Here is a 23,616-nt window from a genome sequence, read left to right as displayed (position 1 = left end):
AACCAGGGTGACCATCACCAAGAGGATCACGACCGTCCGCGAAGGCCCACGCCTAAGCCAGCTGATGCGCTCTTCCTTGAGCCACGAACGCCACAGTCTTCGAGGAGTCTGTCGGCTTGTCCGCGCAGAAGGCGGGGAGATCTCGTTGGTCGTGCCGACTGTCACTGGGCCGCCGTTTTGCCGACTCATATGAACTTAGGCAGGCAGGTTCCAAGGATTGAGCCCCAGGTCGGCGCCGATGCGGTGGGCGCAGGCAAAGCCACTGAAGGCCACCGCATTGAGGCCCTGGCCCGGAAAGCAGGAGTCGCCCACGGCGTAGAGCCCCGAAATGCCGGTGCGGTTGAAGGGCATCGGCAGCAGCCCCGGCAGGCGCAGGGCGGGAATTGGGCCGTAGCTGCCGCCCATGCGGCCCAGGAAGCGCCGGTGGCTGCGCGGCGTGCCCACCTCGCGGTGACGAATAGCGCCGCTGAGGCCGGGCAGGATCGCTTCGAGCCGGCCGATCAGCCGGTCGGCATCCGCCTGTTTTTTGGCGCGATAGGCCGCTGGCGTCAGCCCCTGCCAGTGCTCCATGGAGCTGGGGGTGAAGGCATGCACGATGTGGCGCCCTGCCGGGGCCAGCTCCGGATCCAGCAGGGTCGGCATCGACACGAACACCACCCCCTGCTCGGCCTCCATCTCCTCCCAGCGCTCCAGCAGCAGGTGGTGGCAGTGGTAAGCCTGGGGCACGATCTGGGCATCGATGCCCAGGTGCAGGGACAGAAACGAGGGGGAGGGCTTGTAGCGGCGCCGCCAGGTGGTTTCGGCCTTGGGGGTGTGGGCTGCATCCACGAGAGCGCCAAAGGTGTCCCAGCGGGTGGCGTTGCTCACCACGCGGCGGGCCCGCAGCTCCTCACCACTGGCCAGCTTCACCCCCACCGCGGTGTTGTTCTCCAGCAGCACCTGGGTCACACGCGCCTTGTAGCGAATCGCGCCGCCCTGGCTCTCCAATCCCGCCACCAACTTTGCCGCGATCACACCAACGCCCCCTTTGGGGTAGTTGATACCGCCGGCATGACGATCGGAGAACACCATGCCCGCATTGATCATCGGCGTGAGATCGGCCGGCATCACGCTCCAGCAGAAGCACTCCATGTCGATGAACTTGAGCAGGGCCGGATCGCTGAAGTGCTGCCGCGCCACATCGCCCACGTTCACCGGCAGCCAGCGGGCCAGGCCCAGGCAGGCCAGGGGGGCTTTGAAGAACACCTTGGCCAGGTAGGCCGGATCCTCGAGCGACAGCAGGGGCATCGCATCGAGGCAGCGGAACACCTGCCAGCAGGTGTCGTAGAAGGCGCGGATTCCCTTGGCCTCATGGGGAAACAGGGCGCTGAGATCAGCCAGAAACTGCTCGTAATCCCTGTCCACTGCCACATTCAGCCCGCCGGGCAGGTGGTATTCCAGCTGGGCTGGATCGGGGATGGTGTCGCAGTGCTGGCCCACATCGGCCAAGGCCCGGGTGAGCAGGTTGGTGTGCCCCTTCTCGCCGAAGCCAAAGATCATCGAGGCGCCCACATCAAATGTGTAGCCCTCGCGCTTGAAGCTGCCGCCGGAGCCCCCCGGAATTAAGTAGCGCTCCAGCACCAGCACTTTCGCCCCCTTGGCGGCCAGCTGGGAAGCTGTGACCAGGCCACCAACGCCGGCGCCGATCACGATCACATCCCAGATGGGGGCAGGGTTGCTGGTCACCGTTGGGCTGGAGAAGCTACTGCGACCCTAGGCAGCGACGCTGGCGCCGTGCAGTTGTAGGGGCCGAGTGAAGGGCTCAAGATCCACTAGGGCCCGGTCGCGGTAGGCGCCGTAGCGGGCCCGTTTCTCGCGGACGCGTTCGGCTAGCTCGGGCAGTAAGCCGAAGTTGGGCGGCATGGGCTGGAACTTCTTGCTGGGAGCTTCGGCGATGAAGTGGGTGAGGGCGCCCAGCATCGTGGTGGGCGGCAGGCTCAGGGGTTCCAGGCCCAGGGCCAGCCTGGCGGCGTTGGTGCCAGCCAGCCAGCCGCCGGCTACAGCGGCTGCGTAGCCCTCGGTGCCCGTGATCTGGCCCGCGGCCAGCAGGCTGGGGCGGCTGCGGAACTGCAGGGTGGCATCGAGCAGCTGGGGCGATTCCAGGAAGGTGTTGCGGTGCATCACGCCGAAGCGCACGAATTCCGCGTTCTCCAGGCCAGGGATCAGCCGCAGCACCCGCTTCTGCTCGCCCCATTTCAGGTTGGTCTGGAAGCCCACCAGGTTCCAGAGGCGGCCGTCCTTGTCTTCCTGGCGCAGCTGCACCACCGCGTAGGCCCGCTTGGCGCGGCGCACATCGCGATCATTGAGGTCGCCCCAGCGGGGATCCCAGAGCCCAATCGGCTTGAGCGGGCCGTAGCGCATGGTGTCTTCGCCGCGGCGGGCCAGCTCCTCGATCGGCAGGCAGCCCTCGAAGAAGTGGGCGCTCTCCTGCTCGAAATCCTTGAGCTCGGCCTGCTCGGCGGCTAGCAGCTCCTGCCGAAAAGCCAGAAATTGCTCCCGGTCCATGGGGCAGTTGATGTAGTCGGCGTCGCCCTTGTCGTAGCGGGAAGCGCGAAAGGCCACGCCCAGGTCGATGCTCTCGCCTTCGACGATCGGGCTGGCCGCATCGAAGAAGTGGCAGTCGGCCCGGCCCGTGAATTCCCGCAGCTGCTCCGCCAGGGGCTCGCTTGTGAGCGGGCCAGTGGCCAGCACGGCGATCTCTCCGGGGCCGGGCAGCTCGGTGTGCTCGCGCCGCTCCACCGTCACCAACGGGTGCTGCTCCAAGGCGGCGGTGAGGGCGGCGCTGTAGCGGCCGCGATCAACGGCTAGGGCGCCTCCTGCAGGCACGGCGTGGGCGTCAGCGGTGCGAATCACCATCGAACCCAAGCGCCGCAATTCCTCTTGAAGTAGGCCTGCGGCCCGATCGCTACTTAGGGCGCCGAAGCTGTTGCTGCAGACAAGCTCGCCAAACTCCGAGCTGTGGTGGGCTGGGCTGCGGCGCACTGGCCGCATTTCCACCAAGCGAACCGCCAGACCAGCTTGAGCGATCTGCCAGGCGGCTTCCGTACCCGCCAGGCCAGCACCGATAACGAGCAGCTCAGAGCTCAAATGCTCAGGCGCGGGCGCGCTTGAGCAGCAATTGCAGCTGTCCCACGGCGGCACGGCCGATATGGAAGACGGCCCAGCTCGCGGCGAGCAGGATCGGAGCAACCACCAAAATCAGCCGACCGTCCATGGGAAGCCACACAAGATCTAGTGATCTTAAGGAATGAACCTCGTGATTCGCCCATCCAGCGCGGGATCTGTCGTCATCCGTTTGCTGGGGCATTGGACTTCGCATGGGCATTGGCGAGCTGGCGGTAGCGGCGGGCGTGCTGGCGCTGCTCGGCCCGGGCCTCAGCCGTGAGCTCTCGCTTCACCTGGGCCGGGGCTCCCATAACCAAAGTTCCTGCTGGTACGTCGCGTGTCACCACCGATCCGGCGGCCACTAGGGCCTCCTCTCCCACGGTGACGCCATTGAGCACGATGGCGCCGATGCCGATCAGGCAGCCGTCTTTCAGGGTGGCGCCATGCACCACAGCCCGATGGCCGATGGTCACATCGGCGCCGATTGTCACAGGCTGGTCGGGGTCGCCATGCAGCACGGCTCCGTCTTGCACGTTGCTGCCTTCACCCACCACGATCGAACTGACGTCGCCGCGGGCGACGGCAGTGGGCCAGAGACTGGCTCCTGCCGCTAGCTGCACATCGCCAATCACCACGGCCGTTTCAGCCACCCAGGCCTCAGCGTGGATCTGGGGTTTTGGCCAGGGAAAGACGCTCATCCGCTGGGGCCCGTTGTTAGGCCATTCTCACGGCTGCCTAGGCACCCTTGGTGGAGGTCGCCCCTGGGTGATACGTTCCATAAGTGCCGAAGGGCGCGGGTCGCTAGCTCAGCGGTAGAGCACTCGGCTTTTAACCGATTGGTCCTGAGTTCGAATCTCAGGCGACCCATTTACAAGAAAATCAAGTATTAGGCCTGCGAATAAGCCTTCTGTTTGTAGATAGCTTTTGATTTATTGCAATGGTTGGCGATAAAAATTAATTGCAAGCTGTATTTCGGTTTTATTTAGGGCTCATTTCTAAATTTAGTCATCAGATGAATTCATCTGATTTTATCGGTAAGGCAGTTTTGTTGAGAGGGTTCTGTAATTCAATTGGGCGGCCCAGTTAACCGCGGCGGCATGCGCCCCTCCTGCCGCCGGAGCAAGTGGTGCATGGGGCTTTCCCTCGCTAAAGTGTTGAGTTGAAAATCAGCTTAAAATCAATGGACGGAAAATTATTTGTGGGCGGCTTGCTTTTGACTTTTTTAATTATGTACATAGGTGTTTACCTGCTCACCAAGGGTATAGCTCCGCCTGTCTAGTTTTGCCGTTTAAGCTGCCGCTCTTGTCTATTTATTGTTCTGCTAATTCGCTAGGTATTTGGTCGAGCCGATCTGTATAGCGTCGCCGCGTAGCTGCATCAGCAATTCCATCCCGCTATATGGCACGCAGCATCCGCGTTTAGTTCACACCTTGGCCCGGCGGTAATTGCGCAGTAGCGATGAATTCACGATCACTGAAAGGGAGCTAAGCGCCATCGCTGCCCCGGCCAGCATGGGATTTAGCCAGCCAAGGGCAGCGATCGGCACCCCCAAGCTGTTGTAGATGAAAGCCCAGAAGAGGTTTTGGCGGATTTTGGTCATCGTGGCTTGAGATAGGCCGATGGCCGTCACTACGTCGCGCAGATCGTTGCCTAATAGCAGCAAATCTCCCGCTTCCTTCGCCACATCCGCACCAGAGCCGATAGCGATGCCGATGTCGGCAGTCGCCAGGGCCGGTGCATCGTTTACCCCATCGCCCACCATGGCCACCACCTGGCCCGCCTGCTGCAAGGCCCGAATTGTGGCGGCCTTGTCCGCCGGGCGCACCTCGGCGATCACCTCGGTGATGCCCACCTGGGCGGCAATGGCCTCGGCCGTGGCGCGGTTGTCGCCGCTGAGCATCACCACCCGAATGCGCCGCCGCTGCAAAAGCTGCACCGCCTGTCGGGCTTCTGGACGCAAGCTGTCGGCCACCGCTATCAGGCCATGCACCGTCTCACCCTGGCCGAGCAACATCACGGTGTTGCCTGCTGTTTCCAGCTGTTGTATGGATCGTTGCAGCGACTCCGCCAGCTGGGGCGCAAAGCGCAGCGCCAGGCTGCGGTTGCCTAGCCACATCTCCTGCCCCGCCACCACCGCCTGCACCCCTTCGCCCACCTGGGCCCGAAACTGGGCCGTGGCAAGCAACTCCAAGCCCTGATCAGCGGCCGCCTCCAGCAGGGCCGCCGCCAGTGGATGTTCAGAGCCGTATTCCATCGAGGCGGCTAGCTGCAATACCCATGCCTTTGTGTTGCGGCCGCTGGCGACCACCTCCGTGAGCACAGGCTTGCCCAGGGTGAGGGTGCCGGTCTTGTCGAACACCACGGTGGTGAGCCGCTCTACCCGCTCCAGCACTTCGCCGCTGCGGATCAGGATGCCCAGCTCGGCACCCTTGCCCACCCCCACCATCAACGCCGCTGGTGTGGCGATGCCGAGGGCGCAGGGGCAGGAGATCACCAGCACGGCGATGAAGGCCAGCAGCCCGCTGCTGAAGCTGCCAGCCAGGGTCCAAACGGCAAAGGCCAGCAATGCCACTGCCACCACAGCTGGCACAAACCAGGCCGTGACTTGATCTGCCAGGCGCTGTACCGGCGCCGAACTGGCCTGGGCCTCCTCCACGATGCGGATGATCTGGGCCAGGGAAGTGTCTGCGCCCACCCGGGTGGCCTCAAAGCGCAGTAGCCCGCGACCGTTGATCGTGCCTCCGATCAGCTCTGAGCCGGCCTGCTTGATCACCGGTAGGGATTCACCGGTGATCAGTGCTTCTTCCACCGAAGACTGACCATCAATAACCACGCCATCGGCAGGCACCTTTTCTCCCGGCCGCACCAGCACTAGATCGCCGCGTTGAACGGCTTCGGCGGGCACGGTCATCTCCTGGCCGGAGCGGATCACCGTGGCCGTGGCTGGCTGCAGATCCAGCAGCCGCCGCACCGCCGCTGAGGAGCGCTGCTTAATGATCTCCTCCATGTATTTGCCCATCAAGACGAAGGCGATCACCACCGCCGACACCTCGAAGTAGACGCCACGCTCGTCTACACCCACAGGTAGTAGCTGGGGCGCGAATACCACCACCACGCTGTAGAGGTAGGCCACTGAGGTGCCCAGGGCGATCAGCACATCCATGTTCAGGGCCCGCCGCTGCAGGGCGGCCCAGGCGCCTGTGTAGAAGCCCCAGCCGCCAATTACCTGCACGGGGGTTGCCAGCAGAAATAACCAAACCCCCCAGGTGAGCCAGGGCAGTTGGGCTATCGGCGCCCAGCTGAGCAGGCTGACGCCAGTAGCAAGGGCTAGGAAGCCAGCCGCTCGCAATACCGCCAGAGCCAATACCCCGCTCAGGGCTATGCCAATGCGCCGCCGCATGCGCCCCAGCTCCTGCTCCGGCGCCAGAAAGGTTTGGCGGCAGCCCTGACTGCAGAAGTAGTAGGAGCGGCCGGCCCGCTGGGCCGAGATCGCTGTGGCCGTGGGCACGACCATGCCGCAGATCGGATCTTTGGCTAGGGGGTTGGTTGATTTCATCAAGGCTTCGGCTTCCTCAGGTCGCTTTGCTGCGGCGTTGCTGTACAGGTTGGTGCACCTAGTGCGCTCCCTGCCTTGGCCTGAGGGGCGTGCAGCTCCATTCCCGTGCCAGTAGCCCAAGCCGCCAAGAACGCCAGGGCCAGCAGCCCCAGCCTGGATTTCCTCTGCATGGGTACCGAAGTAGTTGATCGAAATCCTGGGCCCTATCCAGCCTCAGATGTGAAGCGGCCTTCATGAAGTCTGATTTCCGCGGGTGAAGAGCCATTGCGGCGGGGGTGTGGATGGTTGCCCTTTTGGCTTGGCGGAGAGATCGTGTGGACATCGGGATTCGGAGGCTCCACTGATGGAAGACACCCCCCCTGAGCATTTGCCAGGAGCGCGCTGACGATCCGGCCCCTGCTCCAACACTCTCGACGGATCTCTGACGTCTCTTGGCTTAAAAGCCTCCACTGCGCCGCCTTAGGTGCCCCGGATTAATCGAGACGTCCCACTAGTCACCTGGCCCCAGGTGCTTGCGTCAGCAGCTCCGCAGTACAACTGAAGACACCCAGATCTCACGATCTGATTGCTAACTAACTTGCGCCCAGCCGCGCCCCACCCCTCTGGGCAGGCACCACAGCTGGGTCAACAGAAGCCCGGGGCTCGCGCTCCGGGCTTCCTAGTTTTTATGCAGCTGGGGAAGAGGCCATGCCGGCGCCACCAGAGACTCACCAGCAGTCGATTGAGCGCCGGGCCCAAGAGCTGCTGGCCCAGCTCAGCGTCGCCGAGAAGCTGGCCCTGCTGGAGGGAGATACCGACTTTTGGCCAGGCATGGTTGATATCGCCTGCCGCGATGCCTCCCACCTGCACCCCTGGCCAGCGGGGGTGTTGCCGCGCTTGGGGCTAGCCGGGTTGCAGTTTGTTGATGGCCCGCGGGGGGTGGTGCTCAAGGGTGGGGCCACCACCTTCCCGCCGCCGATTGCCCGCGGTGCCTGCTGGGACGTGGAACTGGAGGAGCGGATCGGTGAGGTTATGGCCCGCGAGGCCCGCAGCTTCGGCGCCAACTGGCTGGCGGCGGTGTGCGTCAACCTGCTGCGCCACCCCGGCTGGGGCCGGGCCCAGGAGACCTATGGCGAAGATCCAGTGCTGCTCGGGGCCCTGGGGGCGGCGATGACCCGCGGCATTCAGCGCCACGCCGTGGCCTGCGTCAAGCATTTCGCCCTCAACTCGATCGACAGCTCCCGCTTCCTGGTGGACGTGCAGGTGAGTGAGCGGGTGCTGCACGAGCTCTACCTGCCCCACTTCCGCGCCTGCGTGGAGGCCGGGGCGGGCTCGGTTATGAGCGCCTACAACCAGGTGAATGGCGAGTGGTGCGGCCAGCACCCCGCGCTGCTCAACGAAATCCTCAAGCAGCGCTGGGGATTCCAGGGCTTCGTGGTGACCGATTTCATCTTCGGGGTGCGCGATGGCGTGGCGGCGCTGCGGGCCGGTCAGGACCTGGAAATGCCCTTCCGCATGATCTTTGCCGGTTGCCTGGCTGCTGCCGTTGCTGATGGTCGGCTGGCGCAGCAGCGCTTGGATGACGCCGTGCTGCGCCAGCTGCGGGTGCAGCTCGCCGTGCCCCCGGGTTCCTATCCCACCAGCCTGCGCGGCTGCGCCGAGCACCGGGCCCTGGCCCGGGAGGCGGCCACCAAGTCGATCGTGCTGCTCCAAAACGAGGCCTTTCCCCCTGGCCCCGCCCTGCTGCCCCTGGATCCGGCCCGCTCGCTGGCGGTGATCGGCAGCCTGGCCGCCATCGCCAACCTGGGTGATCGCGGCTCCTCCGACACCCGGCCAGAACCCGGCGTGGTGGTCACCCCCTTGCAGGGGCTGCAGGCAGCGGCTGCGCCGGGGGCTGTGCGTTACGCCAGCGGTGAGCGGCTGGCTGAAGCCACTGGCCTGGCGGCCAGCTGTGAGGCGGCCCTGCTGGTGCTGGGCCTCGACTGGCGCCTGGAGGGGGAGCACATCCATCCCGGCGACATCGCGCCGATCCTGCGCCAGATACCGCCCCCCCATCCCCTGCTGCGGCGCTGGTGGCCGCCGGTGGCCCGGGCGATTGCCGCCATCACTAGCTATGGCTCGGCGCGTCAGGGGGGCGATTTCGCCGCCGGCGACCGCACCAACCTGGAGCTGCCCGCTGAGCAGGTGGCCTTGATCGAGGCCGTGCTGGCGGCCAACCCCCGCACGGTGGTGGTGTTGATGGGAGGTGGGGCAATCTTGATGGAGGCCTGGCGCCGAGCTGTGCCGGCGATCCTGCTGCTCTGGTATCCGGGCGAGCGGGGCGGTGAGGCCCTTGCCGACGTGGTGTTCGGCCAGGTGTCGCCCAGTGGGCGCCTGCCCTTCGCCATTCCCACCAGCGCCGAGCACCTGCCTGATTTCGAGCCCCGGGCCCCCCAGGTGCGCTACGACCTCTGGCACGGCTACCGCCGCCTGCAGCGAGATGGCAATCCGGCCGCCTTCCCCTTCGGCTTTGGGCTCTCCTACGCAGAGCTGCGCCTCAGCCAGGCGGAGGCCGAGCTGCAGCCAGATCAAATTCGGCTGGCCGTAACCGCCCAAAATGCCGGCCTGCTGGCCAGTGAGGTTGTGGTGCAGGTGTACGCCGAACCGCCCGGGTTGGTGCTGGAGCGGCCCCGGCGCAGCCTGGTGGGCTTCGCTCGGGCGGCGCTGGAGCCAGGCGACTGCCGGCGGCTTCAGCTGCTGATTCCGCTGCGGCAACTGGCCTATTTCGATGAAGTCTCCAGCCACTTTTGGCTGGAGGCGGGCTGCCATCGCCTGCGGGTTGGCCAACACAGTGAAGATGGGGGCTTGCTGCTGGAGATCAATTGCGAGGCAATGGATCTGGGCCCCTGATCAGCCTTTGCCCAGCAGGCGCTGCAGCCGCAGGCGGTTGTAGCGCTGCACCCACAGGCAGGGCAGGTTGAAGGCGGTGGCAAAGGCCAGGTTGATCAGCACCCCCGCCGGCGGTAGCCACAGGGGCGTGATGGTCCAGAACAGCCACAGGGCCAGATGGACCAGCTCGGCCCGGCGAGTTTCCAGCACCAGCCGCTCCAGCTTGCGGCGCTCGCGGCCTACCAGGCTTGCCTTGGCGATCCCATTGGGCAGGGCGTGGCCGGCATCGGGCAGCCAGGGCTTCCAGCGGCGGATCACCAGCCGCTTTTCAAAGCCCTGTGGCTGTTCGCGCCAGGGCCGCCGCCAGAACCAGTGCTGCCGCTCCAACCAGGCTGCTGGCAGCCGGTTGGCCAGGGAGCCCACCAGCAGGCTCCAGAGCAGCCAGCCCAGGGCGCTGGAGGTGGCAGCCATCAGCGCAGAAAGATTTGTCATCAGGGCCGCAGCAGCTCCTGGGCCAGTAGCTGCACGGATTGGGGGGCGCGCAGCAGCTGGGGATGGGCCCACACCGGCAGCACGGCTAGGTCGATGGCCGAATAAAAGCTGCAGCAGTCGACCCCGGCCAGGGCTGGGCGGTGAGGGTGCCTTGCTGAGGACTGCCCACGCTGATGAAGCGCCTGGTGCGGCGGTGGCCGCCCAGCAGCTGGATCCAGGTGCGGGCGATTACGCCGCCGATCGAGAAGCCCAGCAGATCAACGGGTTGCTCCAGCCCAAAGGCCGCTTCGATATGACCGCCGAGTAGTTCGGCCGCCTCGGGGACGGGGGTGAGGCCAAACCGCAGCGGCAGCTCGGGGATTAACAGCGGTTGGCGCTGGTCGCCCAGGCAGCGCTTAAGCGCATTGAAAACGGCGGGGTTGTCGAGCAGCCCGTGCACCAGCACCAGGGGAGTTGCATCGGCGATGGGACCGCATCCGATTACTTATTCAATCTGACCTTTCCACCACGGTGCTGCGGCCCAGCAGCAGATCCCGCGCCCCATTTACCCGTTGCATCGTGTCGTGACTACCGCCGCGGTCTGGGTGGTGTTCGGCGGCGGCGCTCTTCCAGGCTCGATTGACGTCATCGGCACCGATCCGCCCAGCCAGGGGCAGGTGCAATCGCTGACGCGCCACGATCGCATCAAGATCGGGATGCTTACCCAGAGGGCCCCAGTCGGCCTTGCTCAGCGCCGGGCTGCGCTTTTTGCCCCCTTTGCGTCGCGCCTTGCTCTGACCCGATCCACCGAATCCCCGCTGGGACTGGCTCGTTTCTGCCGCCGCCCCATGGGCTGCCCTGGGCGCTCTGGTCGCCACCAGACCGGTCAAATTGGCTTGCATGGTCTGGGGCATTAGCTCTGCCGCTATTTATCCACTGTCCTCCATTGCCGGCTAGCCCCTTGGTGGCCTAGGCGACGCTCATCGTTGGCTAGCGGCGAGATAGCGCTCGTAAAAGAGGCCAGATTCGATCGGCGTTTCAAAAGCAAGCCCAAGAAAAAAGGTGATGCCCTCCTGGGTGCGCCAAGCCAGCCGAACTTTCATACGGTGATCGAGCCGCTCGTAGCAATCAAAAATTGTCAGGGTGAAGTCGTCGCCCGTGAGGCTTTCGATGTCGCTTTGGGTGAAAACGCACACGCCGCCTTCTCCCAAATCCCAAACCTTGATGGTGCAGCGCGCCCCGTCGCTGCTCACCAGCTCGCCTTGCAGAGCGCCACTTCCTAGGGGGGCGGGGCGGCGAACATAGGCCCGGCGGGGAGTGCCACGACGGTCAGAAGCCTTGGTGGCCTCCCGGCGTGCTGCCCGGCGATCGCTTTCACCGCGGCGGTCCCGGCCCGGAGCTCTAAAGGGGGATTAGCTGTCATTGGCCATCGGTCTTCGCCACCTGGCTTTTCAGAAATAGCCACGTTTATCCTCGCAAGTGGTGTTGTTGAATGGGGTGTGGCTCCAGCCAGCTGACTCAACGACATGCGCGATGCCAGGCGTTCAGCGGGGAAATACAAGTAAGCGGCTGACCGCATCCAGATAGATCGTTGCGTCACCAGCCCCTACTCAGGCCTGGATGCCTTGCGCTTCTGGAGCGGCTTATGACAAGGCTGCGGGCACTGCGGCCCACCCAATGTCAGATGGGTCTAACGTTAAGAAGAGGTGAGGCGCGCTTGGCGCGATCGGTCTGCTCTGGCCTGCGTTGTGGGGGTTTTATGAGTTCGGTGACCAGAATCCGCCTGCGAAACAGGCCTCGGCCCCGGTTTTTCAACCTCCGCGAGGGTCAGCGTTGGCCTGTGGAGCAACCCATGGAGGGTTGGTTGCAGTGGGAGGGCAGGGTGCTGCCCGCCATTCCTGTGGACATCGCCAATTTCAGTGCCGGTGGCGTGGCGATATGGGTTGATCCAAAGCTCGATATCTGCCCCGGCGGCCATGGCGTCTTAATAACCCAGGCCCATGGCCGTGGCTGTGGCTACCGGCCGGTCAAGGGCTGCTGGCAGGTCAAGGGTGCCAAGCGTTCTTTGGTGGGCCTTGCCTTTGAGCGCTGAGAAGGGCTTCAGTCTTTAAGAAGACGCTTAATTCGACTGGATTGGGAACCAGCAACTTGCCTTTGGCCATCGGGGCTAAGGCTGGTTGTGGGCAACTGGCGGCTCGGCTTTACCTCTTTCACCCGAACGGCGTAAACGTGTAGGCCGATGGCCACCCCAAGCAGCAGCACCAGGCTGAAAGCTGTGCGGTGGCTGCCGTCGCGGCTCGGCATCGGCTGGGGTGCGGGATTGCTGATGCTCCCACTCTCTCAGGGGCAAGAGATGTGAAGACCTCCCCGATCCCAAACCAGGGCCAGCCAGCGCTCCTAGGATTTGCTTAAGAATTGAACGGCAAAGAAGTCGATGCGTGTGCCATCTCTGCTGGCCCTGGCGGCCCTTGTGGGCTTTGTGATCGTGGAATTGGTGCTCTGAGCGGCAGCCATGAACACCTCTTTAAACAGTCAGGGCTTCTAGGGTCGGCTTTTACTGCGCCCCTGACCTGTGCAGGCACCCATGCTCCACTCCCTAGCCTTTCTGCTGTCCAGGGGCCAGGAGTTGCCCGAAGGGGGCGTTGATTGGCAATCTCTGGTTGCGGCCCAAGCCCACCAGGGTCCCGATCGCGGCCGGGGTCTGAGGCTGTTTCGGATGCCAGATCAATGGCAGGGCAGCCTCGACGAGCTGGTAGCTGGCGGCTGCGCCACCATCGCCGGTGAAGATCCCCTCGGCTCAGCGCCAGAGCGGCGCTCCCTGATTTGCGATGCCGTGGTGACGCAGTTTGACGTGCCCTCCCTATGGATCGGCGTCTACGCCGTTAGGGGCCCCGCCGAAGGCTCCTGGCTGCAGGTACAGCAGGTGGAGCTGCTGGATCGCTTCCCCCTGGCTGAGGCAGCCAATGAAACCTGCTGGTTCTATCCCACTGATAACGGCTCCTACTTGTGTTGGGAAAATCAGACTGGCCTGACCCTGGCTCCGGGATGGTTGCCAGAGCAGGGGGGGCAGGAGCTTCCGATCGCCTATGACCGCGGCGAGGTGCATGTGCTCTGGTCGCTGATGGCTGACGATGCCGCCCTCACCTGTGTGGGCCTCACCTATCAGCGCCGGCGTATCGAGTGGCCCCTTACCCAGCGCACTCCAGAACCCAGCGCCACCTGGACCAGCTTTGAGGTCGACACCATGGCCGACCCCAGCTATCTAGAACGCGCCCGCATCAGCGTTTTTCCCCAGTGAGCGGGCGCAGCCTGGCTCAACGCACGAACAGCATCTCCTGGTAGGTGGGTAGGGGCCAGAGGTTGTCGTCGACCAGGGCCTCCAGGCCGTCAACCACCACGCGCAGGTCGCCCATCAAGGGCACCAGGGTGTCGGCGCAGTAGCGCATATGGGCTTCGGTGCCGTGGGGGGGATGGTCGATGGCGCCTTGCAGCTGGCCGCTGATGTCCATCAACGACTGGCACAGTCCAGCCACCTCCTTGGAGGTTTCCGGCGATACCTGGATGCCGAGGGAGCTCTGCAGTTGCAGGGATTCGGCTAGTTCGCCGAGGTAGCGAATCGCCGCTGGATACACCTGGGTGCGGGCGATCTGGACGGCCAGCTTGGCTTCCACATCGATCGCCAGGATGTATTGCTCGGCGTAAACCTCGAAGCGGCTCTGCAGCTCCACGGCCGAGAGCACGCCGGTGCGCTCGAACAGTTCGCGGATGGATTGGCGCTCCAACACCGGCAGGGCATCGGCGGTGGTGCGCAGGTTTTCCAGGCCCCGCTCCTCCACGGCCATGCGGTGCCACTCATCGGAATAGCCGTTGCCGCCAAACACGACGGCGCCATGCTGTTCGATCAGGGTCTTGAGCACGGCCAGAGCCCCTTCCTCCAGGCCGTAGCCACTGGCCAGCTTGGCCTCCAGCTCGCTGGAGATCCAGGCGAGGGAATCGGCCAGGATCGTGTTCAGGGCCACAAGCGGGCCAGCCACCGATTGGTTGGAGCCGACGGCGCGAAACTCGAAGCGGTTGCCCGTGAAGGCGAAGGGCGAGGTGCGGTTGCGATCGCCGGCGTCCTTGTCGAATTCCGGCAGGGTATCCACGCCGAAGTCCATCACGCCGCCGAGGGATGAGCCGGAGAGGCGGCCCTCGCGGATCTGGTTGAACACATCCTCCAGCTGGCTGCCCAGATACACCGAGATGATTGCCGGGGGCGCTTCGTTGGCGCCGAGGCGGTGGTCGTTGCTGGCGGTGGCGATCACGGCCCGCAGCAGGGGGCCATACATGTGCACGCCGCGGATCACCGCTCCGCAGAACATCAGGAACTGCAGGTTTTCATGGGGCGTCTTGCCCGGATCGAGCAGGTTGCCCTGGGTGGCGTTGCCGATCGACCAGTTGACGTGCTTACCAGAGCCGTTGATGCCGGCGAAGGGCTTCTCGTGCAGCAGGCAGGCCAGACCATGCTTCTTCGCCGTGCTGCGCAGAAGGGTCATGGTGAGCTGCTGGTGGTCGGTGGCCACGTTGGCGGCCTCGAAGAAAGGCGCAATCTCAAACTGGGATGGAGCCACCTCGTTGTGGCGGGTTTTGGCCGGAATCCCCAGGCGGTACATCTGCCGCTCCACCTCCTGCATAAACACCTGCACCCGCTCCGGGATGGCGCCGAAGTAGTGGTCGTCGAACTGTTGGCCTTTTGCCGAGGGCCGACCAAACAGGGTGCGGCCAGCCAGCAGCAGGTCTGGCCGCAGGGGCACGTAGGCGCTGTCGATCAGGAAGTACTCCTGCTCGGCGCCGCAGCTGGAGTTGACCGGGGCGATGGTGGTTTCCCCCAGCAGGCTGAGCAGCTTGTGGGCCTGCTTATTTACCGCTGCAATCGAGCGCAGCAGGGGGGTTTTTTTGTCGAGGGCCTCACCTGTCCAGGAGACGAAGACGGTGGGGATGCAGAGGGTGACACCGTTGGGCGTCTCCATTAGCCAGGCGGGGCTGGTGATGTCCCAGGCGGTATAGCCGCGGGCCTCGAAGGTGGAGCGGATACCGCCATTGGGAAAGGAGGAGCCGTCGGGCTCGCCCTGCACCAGCACCTTGCCGGTGAATTCGGTGAAGACCGAGCCGTCGCCCTGGGGGGAGATGAAGCCGTCGTGCTTTTCGGCAGTGGAGTTGGTGAGCGGATAAAAAACGTGGGAGTAATACAGGGCACCTCGGGCGGTAGCCCATTCCTTCATCGCCTGGGCTACCACGTTGGCGACCGACATATCGAGCTTGCTGCCCTCCTTGATGGTGCGCTGCACCGATTTGAAGATCTCCTTCGGCAGCGCCGCCTTCATCTTGTCGAGGGTGAATACGTCGCTAGCCCAGAGCTCATCGAGGGGCTGAATCGGAGCTGTAGGGGCGGCGGGGCGGCTGAGAATCTTTTCGAGGGCTTGCAGGCGTGGTTGGGAGGGCATGGGGAGTTCGCCACTGAACATCACTCTTCCTACCCAAAGCTGTTCCCCCCTCCAAGCTTTGCTGCGGTTGATACCAGCGGCGCGATTGGCCCTGGCTTGGCGTGTGCGGTAACCGTGACCACGCTCCTGCGAATTTGAGGAGCCAGCCCCAGACTTTCACTTTGCAGGGAGTCAGGGATGGCCTCAGCCGATAGTCAGGCTCTCAAGGAGTCGATGCAAAGGCATCTCTTCTTCAGTCAGGCCAAGTCCAGCTCCCTGGCCACCAGCCACGACCATTACCGCTGCCTGGCTTTGGCGGTGCGTGATCGCTTGCTCAAAAACTGGGTCGACACCGCCGACACCTATACCCGTGAGCATGTCCGCACGGCCACCTACCTGTCGGCGGAATATCTACTAGGCCCGCACCTGGAAAACAACCTGGTGAATCTGGGCTTGGTAGAGGCAGCTCGGGAGGCCTGCACCAGCTTGGGCTTGAGCCTCGATGAGCTGATCGCCGAGGAGCCCGAACCCGGTCTTGGCAATGGTGGCTTAGGGCGACTGGCCGCCTGCTTCCAGGAGTCGATGGCGACGCTGGAGCTGCCAGCGATCGGCTACGGCATCCGCTACGAGTTCGGCATCTTCCGCCAGCAGATCACCCCCCACGGCCAGGTGGAGAGCACCGATCCCTGGCTGGCCCATGGCAATCCCTGGGAGGTGATCCGGCCGGAGTGGAGCTATCCGGTGCAGATCGGTGAACACACCGTGATCGGCGTCGCCTACGACACCCCGATCTTGGGCTACGGCGTAAACACAGCCAACACCCTGCGGCTCTGGTCGGCGGTGGCTCCTGAGGCCTTCGACTTCGCCTCCTTCAACGCCGGCGATTACACCAGGGCCGTGCTGCGCAAGATGCAGGCGGAAACCCTCTCAAAGGTCCTCTACCCCAACGACGAGCTGGACCAGGGCAAGCGCCTGCGCCTCTCCCAGCAGATCTTCTTCGTCAGCTGCTCCCTGCAGGACATGTTCCGCATCCTGCGGGGCCAGGGGCTGGAGGTGACCGACTTCCACCGCAAGTTTGCGCTGCAGCTAAACGACACCCATCCAGCCATCGCCGTGGCTGAGTTGATGCGGCTGCTGATGGATGAGTACGGCATCGATTGGGATACCGCTTGGTCGATCACCACCGCCAGCATCAGCTACACCAACCACACCCTGCTGCCTGAGGCCCTGGAAACCTGGGGAGTGGAGCTGTTTGAGCAGTTGCTGCCCCGCCAGCTGGAGATCATCTACGAGATCAACACCCGCTTCCTGCGCATGGCCCGGATTCGCTATCCCGGCGATTCCCAGATCCTGCAGCGCATTTCCCTAATTGAGGAGGGCCCCCAGCGGCGGGTGCGCATGGCCCACCTGGCGGTGGTGGGCAGCCACCACGTCAATGGCGTGGCCGAGCTGCACAGCACCCTGCTGAAGCAGCACCTGTTTGCTGATCTGGCCCGGATCTGGCCGGAGCGCTTCACCAATGTCACCAACGGCGTCACGCCGCGGCGCTGGCTGGCGGTGGCCAACCCACCCCTGGCGGCCCTGCTCGATGAGGCGATCGGCGATCGCTGGCGCACCCACCTCGAGGAGCTGCAGGGGCTTGCCGCCTTTGCCGACGACCCTGCGTTCCTGGAGCGCTGGCAGGCGGTGCGGGATCTCGGTAAGCAGCGCCTCGCCCAGTACATGCGCCGCGAGCTGGGGTTGCTGGTGGACCACACCTCCCTCTTCGATGTGCAGGTGAAGCGCATCCACGAATACAAGCGCCAGCACCTGGCGGCCCTGCAGATCGTGGAGCGCTATCTGCGCATCCGCGCCGGCGAAGACCTGCCGCCGCGCACCTTTGTGTTTGGTGGCAAGGCGGCTCCGGGCTATGCCCTGGCCAAGTTGATCATCCGCCTGCTGGTCGGTATCGCCGACGTGGTCAACATGGATCCGGCCATGGATGGCCGCCTCAAGGTGGTGTTCCTGCCCAACTTCAGCGTCAGCTTGGGCCAGCTGGTGTATCCGGCGGTGGATCTCTCCGAGCAGATCTCAACCGCTGGTAAGGAGGCCTCCGGCACTGGCAACATGAAGATGGCTCTCAATGGTGCGGTCACGATTGGCACCCTCGATGGGGCCAACATCGAAATCCGCGATTGCGTTGGGGCGGAGAATTTCTTCCTCTTTGGCCACACCGCAGAGCAGATCGAGCAGCTGGGTCATAGCGGTTATCACCCGATGCCCTGGATAGAGCAGGACCCGGCCGTGCGCCAGGCCCTGGAGTTGATCGGCTCGGGCTACTTCAGCGAGGGTGATGGGGAGCTCTTCCACCCCTTGCTGGCCAGCCTCACCAGCCACGATCCCTTCCGGGTGATGGCGGATGTGGCCGACTACCGCCGCGCTCAAAACTCCGTGGATGAAGCCTGGCTCGACCGGGGCCGTTGGGCGCGGATGTCGCTGCACAACACGATGCGCTGTGGCTTCTTCAGCAGCGACCGCTCGATCGCTGACTACGCCGAGCGCATCTGGAAGGTTGGCCGGGTGCCGGTGCAGGCCAGCGCCGGCGCCCCGGCGCCCTAGGCGCTCGGGGGCTCCGGCTTGTCGCTGTCCTTGAGCGAGGGGAAGCTGGAGCGGATCAGCTGGGCTACCTCCTGGTTCATCTGGGTGCGGAAGTTGGCAGCGGCGCCAGCTTCGAGCACCGGATAGGAGCGGGCACCAACGCTGCGCAGGGGCTTCCAGCTGGTGGCTTCCTGCTGCTTGAGGGCTTCCAGCGGTGCGTCGAAGTCGAAGCTGAGCTCCCGTCCCTGGGCGGCGATGGCAGCGATCCAGGCCTCCCGGGCCGGCAGCAGGGCCTTGGCCTTGAGGGTGTCAGGCAAGCCCAGCACCGGCTCGTAGTGATCCAGGGCTCGTAACTCGGCCTCGAGCAGAATCACCCAGGCGGCTTCTTCGCCGGGCTGGAGGCCAAGGCCTTCGGCGGCGGCGAGCATGGCGTCTCGATATAGACACAGCCAGCGGTAGTGAGATTTCTGCTGCAGTGTTTTTTTGAGCGAGCTCTTGCCATGGGCAACCCGCTTCGGCAGGGCCGCTTCAGCTCGCCGCAGCAACACCCGATCTTCTGGCTCCAGGTTGATGGCGCCCCAGCGCTGCCGGTATTCCCACAGCTCCTCGTATTGGCGCACCTCCTCAGGCGTCCAGCCCAGGCCCTGCAGTTCTTCGCCCCTGCTCGTTTCGTCCTTAGCCACCGGCACGCCTGTTGCTGTCGCAGGCAGCGTAGTGGCCGGAGCTCAACGCACAACCAGCACCGGGCAGCTGCTGTGGGTAAGCACCCGGTGGGTTTCGCTGCCCAGCAGCACCCCCTCCAGGCCGCGGCGGCCATGGGAGGCCATCACAATCAAATCTGCCCCATGGCGGCCTGCCGCCTCCACGATTGCCGAGTAGGGCATGGAGCTAACCATGGTGTCCTGGTCGCTGACCACCCCGGCGGCCTGGGCCGCTGCTGCTGCTGCCGCCAGGATTTTCTCGGCGCCGTGGCGAGCGGCTTGCACTAGGGCGGTCACCGTATTGGGGTCCACCAGCTCTCCCACGCCCACCAGGGAGATGGGGAAGTTGGACTGGGCGTGGAAAAAGGTGATGCGAGCTCCCAGGCTGTGGGCCAGCGCCACCGCCTGCTGCACGGCCTTGTCTGAAAGCTCGGAGCCATCGGTGGGCACCAGCAGGTGGCTGTATGGCATTTATGGCGCAGGCGGGCGGTGGAGCTCCAGCCTGGGGCAGCTGGCGCTGCCTAGCAACAGCCTGAGCCCTTCCAGCCAGCCAGGTGGGCGGCGGCGCCGGAGCGGGCCAGGGCGCGGGCGCCGGGCAGGGCCGGCTCGAGTTGCTCGGAGCTGAAGGGCGGCAGGGGGCGGCTGCGCAGCCAGGCCCCCCAGCGGAATTCATGGAAGGGAATCAGCGGTGCGGCAGCTAGCACCCCCTCCTGCTTCAACTTCCACACCAAGCTGCGGTAGGGGTCGTCCTGCAGGCCTGTGAGCTGCTCGGGCAGGGCGCTGGGGGGCAGGGGCCCCAAGCCCCGGCCGTCATAGAGGTAGAGCCAGCCCCGTTGATGCAGGGCCGCAAGCACCTGCTCGGGGTCGGGGCTGTCGAGCTCGAGCACCACGTAGCCGAAGGCGGTGGCGTCGGGTTCGATCTCGATCAGGGCCCGTAGGCGGTGGTGGCGGTCGACCATCCACACGCTGCCATCGGCGCTGCGCACCAGCGGCACGGGCTTACTGCCCAGGTAGGTGCGGCGTTCGCGGGTATTTTCGGCCCCGAAATCGCGCAGCCTGCTGCGCACTTCAGCTAGTCCCACGCAGAGCTGGGTGGGGCGCAGCTGGGCGATGGGCACCTCAAGCAGCTCCCCCCCCGGGAGCGGGGCCGGCAACGGCTGGTACGGGGGAAGGCGCAGGGCCATGACGTCAAGGCAGCCCGGATAGCCCCATCCTGACCCGCTGCTTCCCCGAATAGGGTCGCCATCAAGTGCGAGTGGCCATGGCTTCCCCCTCCCATCCCGACCTGAGTGCTGGCCCCCACGGCCCGATCGGGGTGCTGGTTTGCGGCCACGGCAGCCGCAATCGGCTGGCAGTGGCCGAATTTGCCGAGCTCGCTAAGGGCCTCCAAGCGCTGCTGCCCGAGGTGCCCGTGGAATACGGCTACCTGGAATTTGCCAGGCCGATACTGCGTGATGGCTTGGAGGCGCTGCGAGCTCGGGGCGTAAGCCACGTGCTCGCCGTGCCGGCCATGTTGTTTGCAGCGGGCCACGCCAAAAACGACATTCCCTCGGTGCTTAATACCTACGCGGCCGAGACGGGCATGCGTATCGACTACGGCCGCGAACTGGGGGTTGACCTGAAGATGATCCAGGCCGCCGCGGCCCGGATTCGCGAAGTTCTCGATGGGGCTGCCACAGAGGTGCCCCTGCACGAAACAATGCTGGTAGTGGTGGGCCGGGGCTCGTCCGATCCCGATGCCAATTCCAATGTCGCCAAGGTGACGCGGATGTTGGTGGAGGGTTTTGGTTTTGGCTGGGGTGAAACGGTTTATTCCGGGGTCACCTTCCCGTTGGTGGAGCCGGGACTTCGCCAGGTGGTGAGACTTGGCTATCGCCGGGTTGTCGTTTTCCCCTATTTCCTGTTTTCCGGGGTGCTGGTGAGCCGGATCCAGCAGCACACCGAGCGGGTGGCCCAGGACCATCCCGAGGTGGAGTTTCTGAAGGCCTCCTATCTGGCTGATCACCCCCTAGTGCTGGACACCTTTGTGGAGCGGGTGGCGGAGGTGGTGCGCGGTGACGCCAACATGAACTGCTCGCTGTGCAAATACCGGGCCCAGGTACTGGGCTTTGAAACTGAGGTTGGGGCGCCCCAGCACAGCCACCACCACCACGTTGAAGGGCTCACCGACGGCTGTGACCTCTGTGAGCGTGAGTGCACCGGTGCCTGCCAGCCCGATGGCGTGCCGATTCCAGTGGGCGGCCACAGCCACGATGACTCCCATGCGCACAGCCACGACCATGGGCACAGCCATCACCATCCCCCCTACCCCCACGCGGACCATCCCCTCGGTCCCACAACCCTGCGCCAGGGCGGCAGCAGCTGAGTCCTCTGGTTTTGACCTGGTTCAGGCTTCTCAGCTCGCCGGAAGTCTCGCGAGACTCCAGCTCATCAGTTCTGCTGATTGGTTATCCCTATTCCCCATTTTTGCCGTCTTTTCCCCGGTTTATTAGGGGTTTTCCCCAGAAATGAGGCCTTGAGCCAGTTCAGGCCTGGCAGTTGGGGAATAGCTGCTTTTGTTCAGCCTGGCCTTGACAGCACCTCCAGCGGTCGCCCTCGCAGGCTTTAAAAATCTTCGCTGCGCCCTAGTGGAGCAGCTGGCACTGGCAATCTCAGCTGAGAACGGTGTGGTTTCGGCCTGGCTTTCGGGCTTTGACGGACCTGGCAGCGATGTGGCCTACTGAGGCACACCCACCTCTTGTTTCCTGATGGCAGCCGAGCGCAATCACCTCCAACGATGTATGGAGCAGCCCAGCTGCGCAGAAGGTTTAGGGGAGGCAGAAGCCGGCAGCATCAGCCTGGAGGCGGAGGTGCCAGAGGTGTTGTTCGATGGCATGCGCGAGTTCCTGCGCAGCCACCCCCAGTGGGATCAATACCGCTTGATCTCCTCGGCGCTTTCCAGCTTCCTGTTTCAGCACGGCTGCGCCGATCAGGGGGTGAGCCAGCACTACCTCAACGGCCTATTCCTGCGCCGCTGAATTTTTCAAACCTGGTGGCGGTTTACAAAAAAAAGGCGGAGGGGCCAACCTCCGCCTGAGTCTCCCTTGCCCGACCTTTTGGAGGTCGACCTTGCCATTGTGAGCAGGGTTGCTCAAGCCGGTTGTGGCGATAGACACCGGATCGCAACTGGGTTAGGGGTCTCCTTGGCGCAACCTGGCTGCAGCGGCTTCGCAGGCGCGCCAGGTGATGGCCATTTCTGTGAGGGTTGGGCTCTGCCAGCCGGACCGGGGCCAGCAGGCCCCATCTACTACCAGCACATTGGGGGCGCCCCAGCATTGGTTGAGGTGATTCACCACCCCTGCCTCGGGCTGGCTGGCCATGCGGGCGCCGCCGAGTTCGTGGATGTAGTAGCCAGGTGGTGGCGCCTCGGGGCTCACCGCTAGGCTGGTGCGGATCCAGGGCTCCAGCAGCGGCAGCACAAATAGATCTTCGATGGGCCGGATCTGCCCGCCACCAGCTGCCACCACTGCCTCCATGCGCCGGTGCATGTGGGCCACCAGGCGCTGCTCGTTTGCGCCCCAGCGGCAGTTGATGTGGGCGGTGGGTAGCCCCCAGGCATCGAGATTTTCGACGTTCAACGTCACCTGGTTGTCGGCGTTGGGCTGCACGTCGCCGTGACCGATTAGGAAACCCACCGCCTCGCCCCGGCGGCGCTGCAACAGGGCGGGTGGATCAAAGCGCTGCAGGGCTGTCCAGAGGCCGTAGCCGCCACAGAAATCAGCTTCGCTGCCAGCGTCAAGGTTGACCGTGTTGGGGATGAAGCAGCTACCGGCCCCTGAAAGTTCGCTGGGCCCATCGAGGGCTGGAACCCCGGGAATCGAAAAGAAGCGACTGCTGGAGATGTGGTCCATCAGATAGCGCCCGAGGCTGCCGGAGGGATCGATTAGGCCGCCGCGCTGGTGGGCTTCGCTCGAGTGCAGCAGGATCCGCAGGGTCTCGATCGTTGAGGCGCAGAGCACCACCAAGGGCGCCTCAATGCGCTCGCGGGCAGCCGTTTTGCCATCCACTAGCAGCACGCCCCGGGCCCGGTCGCCGTCGAGCAGTAGATGGCTCACCACGGCGTTGCTGCGCACCTGGGTGCGCCCTGTTGCCAGGGCCCGTGCCAACGTGCGCCCCTGGCTAGCTGAGCGGGGCCAGCCCGCACCTCGGTGCAGGTTGAAGCCGCGGGAATGGATCAGGGGCAGGCCGAGCTCGTCGCCGATGCGGCGCTGTAGGTGGCGTTCGCCCGGGGTGAAGGGCAAGGGCGCCTGGAAGTGGCCATCGGGCAGCTGGGGCAGGCCGTCGCAGGCTCCATGCACCTCCAGCAACTGCTCAAGGCGGGTGTAATAGGGCGCTAGCTCGGCGCTGCCGATCGGCCAGCCCGCCCCCTGACCATCGCGCTCAGCGGCACCAAATTCGTAGTCGGAAAGGCGCAGGGTGATGCCTCCCCAGGTGAGGCTTTTGCCCCCCACCTGCCGGCCCCGGCTCCACAAAAACGGAGCGTCGTCTGGGGTGGAGTAGGGATTGAGCCGCTCATCAACGAACAGCTGGGGATTGTGTTTCCAGAAGCCCGGATGGTGGCGCTGCAGCCGTTGCTGGCCGCTGGCGATGCGGGCCACACGCCGGGCCGTATTCAGCGGTTCGCTGCCGAAGGCCTGGCGGGATGAGAGCTCGGGACCGGCCTCCAGCACCAGCACCCGCAGCCCCGCCTCGGCCAGCACCATGGCGGCCACACCGCCGGTAGCGCCGGAGCCCACCACGATGGCGTCGGGCTGGGTCACGCTGGCGGAGATGGCCATCTTCTGGGCGGTGATCGCTGGGGCAGCGCAGGTGAGCGTTC

At 64.7% G+C, this 23,616-nt stretch carries 22 protein-coding genes and 1 tRNA gene; 8 read left to right on the top strand and 15 right to left on the bottom strand.

Annotation, left to right across the window (positions count from 1 at the left end; genetic code table 11):
• Positions 1–195: 195 nt before the first annotated feature.
• The 4 genes from crtH to U9970_RS08250 form a co-directional block, all read right to left on the bottom strand.
• A complete protein-coding gene (gene crtH / locus U9970_RS08265) occupies positions 196–1,725 on the bottom strand; it encodes a carotenoid isomerase (protein WP_322763831.1) in 1,530 nt (509 codons plus the stop codon).
• Between the two features lie 27 nt (positions 1,726–1,752).
• On the bottom strand, positions 1,753–3,126 hold the full coding sequence (trmFO, locus tag U9970_RS08260; RefSeq protein ID WP_322763830.1) for an FADH(2)-oxidizing methylenetetrahydrofolate--tRNA-(uracil(54)-C(5))-methyltransferase TrmFO: 1,374 nt from the start codon (positions 3,124–3,126) through the stop codon (positions 1,753–1,755).
• Between the two features lie 4 nt (positions 3,127–3,130).
• Positions 3,131–3,253, bottom strand: a complete 123-nt coding sequence (locus U9970_RS08255; RefSeq protein ID WP_106632785.1) for a photosystem II protein Y — start codon at positions 3,251–3,253, stop codon at positions 3,131–3,133.
• Between the two features lie 73 nt (positions 3,254–3,326).
• Positions 3,327–3,842 carry a gamma carbonic anhydrase family protein gene (locus U9970_RS08250; protein ID WP_322763829.1) on the bottom strand — a complete coding sequence of 172 codons (516 nt, stop codon included), beginning with the start codon at positions 3,840–3,842 and terminating at the stop codon, positions 3,327–3,329.
• Positions 3,843–3,939: 97 nt separating this feature from the next.
• On the opposite strand from U9970_RS08250, the gene U9970_RS08245 reads away from it, so the two are divergent.
• Positions 3,940–4,011, top strand: a tRNA-Lys gene (locus tag U9970_RS08245).
• A gap of 556 nt (positions 4,012–4,567) precedes the next feature.
• Here U9970_RS08245 and U9970_RS08240 read toward each other — a convergent pair.
• Positions 4,568–6,700, bottom strand: a complete 2,133-nt coding sequence (locus tag U9970_RS08240; protein WP_322763828.1) for a heavy metal translocating P-type ATPase — start codon at positions 6,698–6,700, stop codon at positions 4,568–4,570.
• A 687-nt stretch (positions 6,701–7,387) separates the two neighbouring features.
• Here U9970_RS08240 and U9970_RS08235 point away from each other — a divergent pair.
• Positions 7,388–9,568, top strand: coding sequence for a beta-glucosidase family protein (locus U9970_RS08235; RefSeq protein WP_322763827.1), 2,181 nt, complete (start codon positions 7,388–7,390; stop codon positions 9,566–9,568).
• Here the strand turns inward: U9970_RS08235 and U9970_RS08230 are convergent, their stop codons facing one another.
• From U9970_RS08230 to U9970_RS08215, 4 genes are all read right to left on the bottom strand, one after another.
• Positions 9,569–10,018 (bottom strand): glycosyl-4,4'-diaponeurosporenoate acyltransferase CrtO family protein, encoded by a 450-nt coding sequence (locus U9970_RS08230; protein ID WP_322763826.1) that lies wholly within the window; start codon positions 10,016–10,018, stop codon positions 9,569–9,571. It abuts the gene before it with no gap.
• A 106-nt stretch (positions 10,019–10,124) separates the two neighbouring features.
• Entirely contained in the window at positions 10,125–10,484 is a 360-nt protein-coding gene (locus U9970_RS08225) for an esterase/lipase family protein (RefSeq protein ID WP_322763825.1), read from the bottom strand.
• Between the two features lie 43 nt (positions 10,485–10,527).
• A complete protein-coding gene (locus U9970_RS08220) occupies positions 10,528–10,920 on the bottom strand; it encodes a molecular chaperone DnaJ (RefSeq protein WP_322763824.1) in 393 nt (130 codons plus the stop codon).
• A 78-nt stretch (positions 10,921–10,998) separates the two neighbouring features.
• Complete coding sequence (locus tag U9970_RS08215) at positions 10,999–11,271, bottom strand: PilZ domain-containing protein (protein ID WP_322763823.1); 273 nt, start codon at positions 11,269–11,271, stop codon at positions 10,999–11,001.
• 599 nt (positions 11,272–11,870) lie between these two features.
• Here U9970_RS08215 and U9970_RS08210 point away from each other — a divergent pair.
• Positions 11,871–12,110 carry a hypothetical protein gene (locus tag U9970_RS08210; protein WP_322763822.1) on the top strand — a complete coding sequence of 80 codons (240 nt, stop codon included), beginning with the start codon at positions 11,871–11,873 and terminating at the stop codon, positions 12,108–12,110.
• 8 nt (positions 12,111–12,118) lie between these two features.
• Here the strand turns inward: U9970_RS08210 and U9970_RS08205 are convergent, their stop codons facing one another.
• Entirely contained in the window at positions 12,119–12,322 is a 204-nt protein-coding gene (locus tag U9970_RS08205; protein WP_322763821.1) for a hypothetical protein, read from the bottom strand.
• A gap of 280 nt (positions 12,323–12,602) precedes the next feature.
• Here U9970_RS08205 and U9970_RS08200 point away from each other — a divergent pair, with 280 nt between their 5' ends.
• Entirely contained in the window at positions 12,603–13,316 is a 714-nt protein-coding gene (locus U9970_RS08200) for a hypothetical protein (RefSeq protein ID WP_322763820.1), read from the top strand.
• 16 nt (positions 13,317–13,332) lie between these two features.
• Here U9970_RS08200 and U9970_RS08195 read toward each other — a convergent pair whose 3' ends face one another.
• Complete coding sequence (locus U9970_RS08195) at positions 13,333–15,501, bottom strand: glutamine synthetase III family protein (RefSeq protein WP_322763819.1); 2,169 nt, start codon at positions 15,499–15,501, stop codon at positions 13,333–13,335.
• Positions 15,502–15,678: 177 nt separating this feature from the next.
• On the opposite strand from U9970_RS08195, the gene U9970_RS08190 reads away from it, so the two are divergent.
• Entirely contained in the window at positions 15,679–18,078 is a 2,400-nt protein-coding gene (locus tag U9970_RS08190; RefSeq protein ID WP_322763818.1) for a glycogen/starch/alpha-glucan phosphorylase, read from the top strand.
• Here U9970_RS08190 and U9970_RS08185 read toward each other — a convergent pair.
• From U9970_RS08185 to U9970_RS08175, 3 genes are read right to left on the bottom strand one after another with little or no spacing between them, the layout of a single operon-like run.
• Positions 18,075–18,740 (bottom strand): hypothetical protein, encoded by a 666-nt coding sequence (locus tag U9970_RS08185; RefSeq protein ID WP_322763817.1) that lies wholly within the window; start codon positions 18,738–18,740, stop codon positions 18,075–18,077. The two genes, U9970_RS08190 and U9970_RS08185, sit on opposite strands and share 4 nt — an antisense overlap.
• Positions 18,741–18,782: 42 nt before the next feature.
• Positions 18,783–19,229: a universal stress protein gene (locus U9970_RS08180; RefSeq protein WP_322763816.1), complete on the bottom strand. Its 447-nt coding sequence runs from the start codon at positions 19,227–19,229 to the stop codon at positions 18,783–18,785.
• 50 nt (positions 19,230–19,279) lie between these two features.
• A complete protein-coding gene (locus tag U9970_RS08175) occupies positions 19,280–19,942 on the bottom strand; it encodes a ParB-like protein (protein ID WP_322763815.1) in 663 nt (220 codons plus the stop codon).
• 77 nt (positions 19,943–20,019) lie between these two features.
• Here U9970_RS08175 and U9970_RS08170 point away from each other — a divergent pair, with 77 nt between their 5' ends.
• The 3 genes from U9970_RS08170 (at position 20,020) to U9970_RS08160 (ending at position 21,775) form a co-directional block, all read left to right on the top strand.
• Positions 20,020–21,123, top strand: a complete 1,104-nt coding sequence (locus tag U9970_RS08170) for a sirohydrochlorin chelatase (RefSeq protein ID WP_322763814.1) — start codon at positions 20,020–20,022, stop codon at positions 21,121–21,123.
• A gap of 205 nt (positions 21,124–21,328) precedes the next feature.
• The gene (locus tag U9970_RS08165) at positions 21,329–21,481 is read left to right on the top strand and encodes a hypothetical protein (RefSeq protein ID WP_322763813.1); all 153 of its coding nucleotides are present in this window, start codon (positions 21,329–21,331) and stop codon (positions 21,479–21,481) included.
• Between the two features lie 57 nt (positions 21,482–21,538).
• A complete protein-coding gene (locus U9970_RS08160; protein ID WP_322763812.1) occupies positions 21,539–21,775 on the top strand; it encodes a DUF2811 domain-containing protein in 237 nt (78 codons plus the stop codon).
• A gap of 153 nt (positions 21,776–21,928) precedes the next feature.
• Here U9970_RS08160 and U9970_RS08155 read toward each other — a convergent pair whose 3' ends face one another.
• Positions 21,929–23,575, bottom strand: coding sequence for a GMC family oxidoreductase (locus U9970_RS08155; protein ID WP_322763811.1), 1,647 nt, complete (start codon positions 23,573–23,575; stop codon positions 21,929–21,931).
• Between the last annotated feature and the right edge of the window lie 41 nt (positions 23,576–23,616).

This window comes from Cyanobium usitatum str. Tous, assembly GCF_963920485.1.
GTDB lineage: Bacteria > Cyanobacteriota > Cyanobacteriia > PCC-6307 > Cyanobiaceae > Cyanobium_A > Cyanobium_A usitatum_A.
This window is presented reverse-complemented; position numbering and strand designations above follow the sequence as displayed.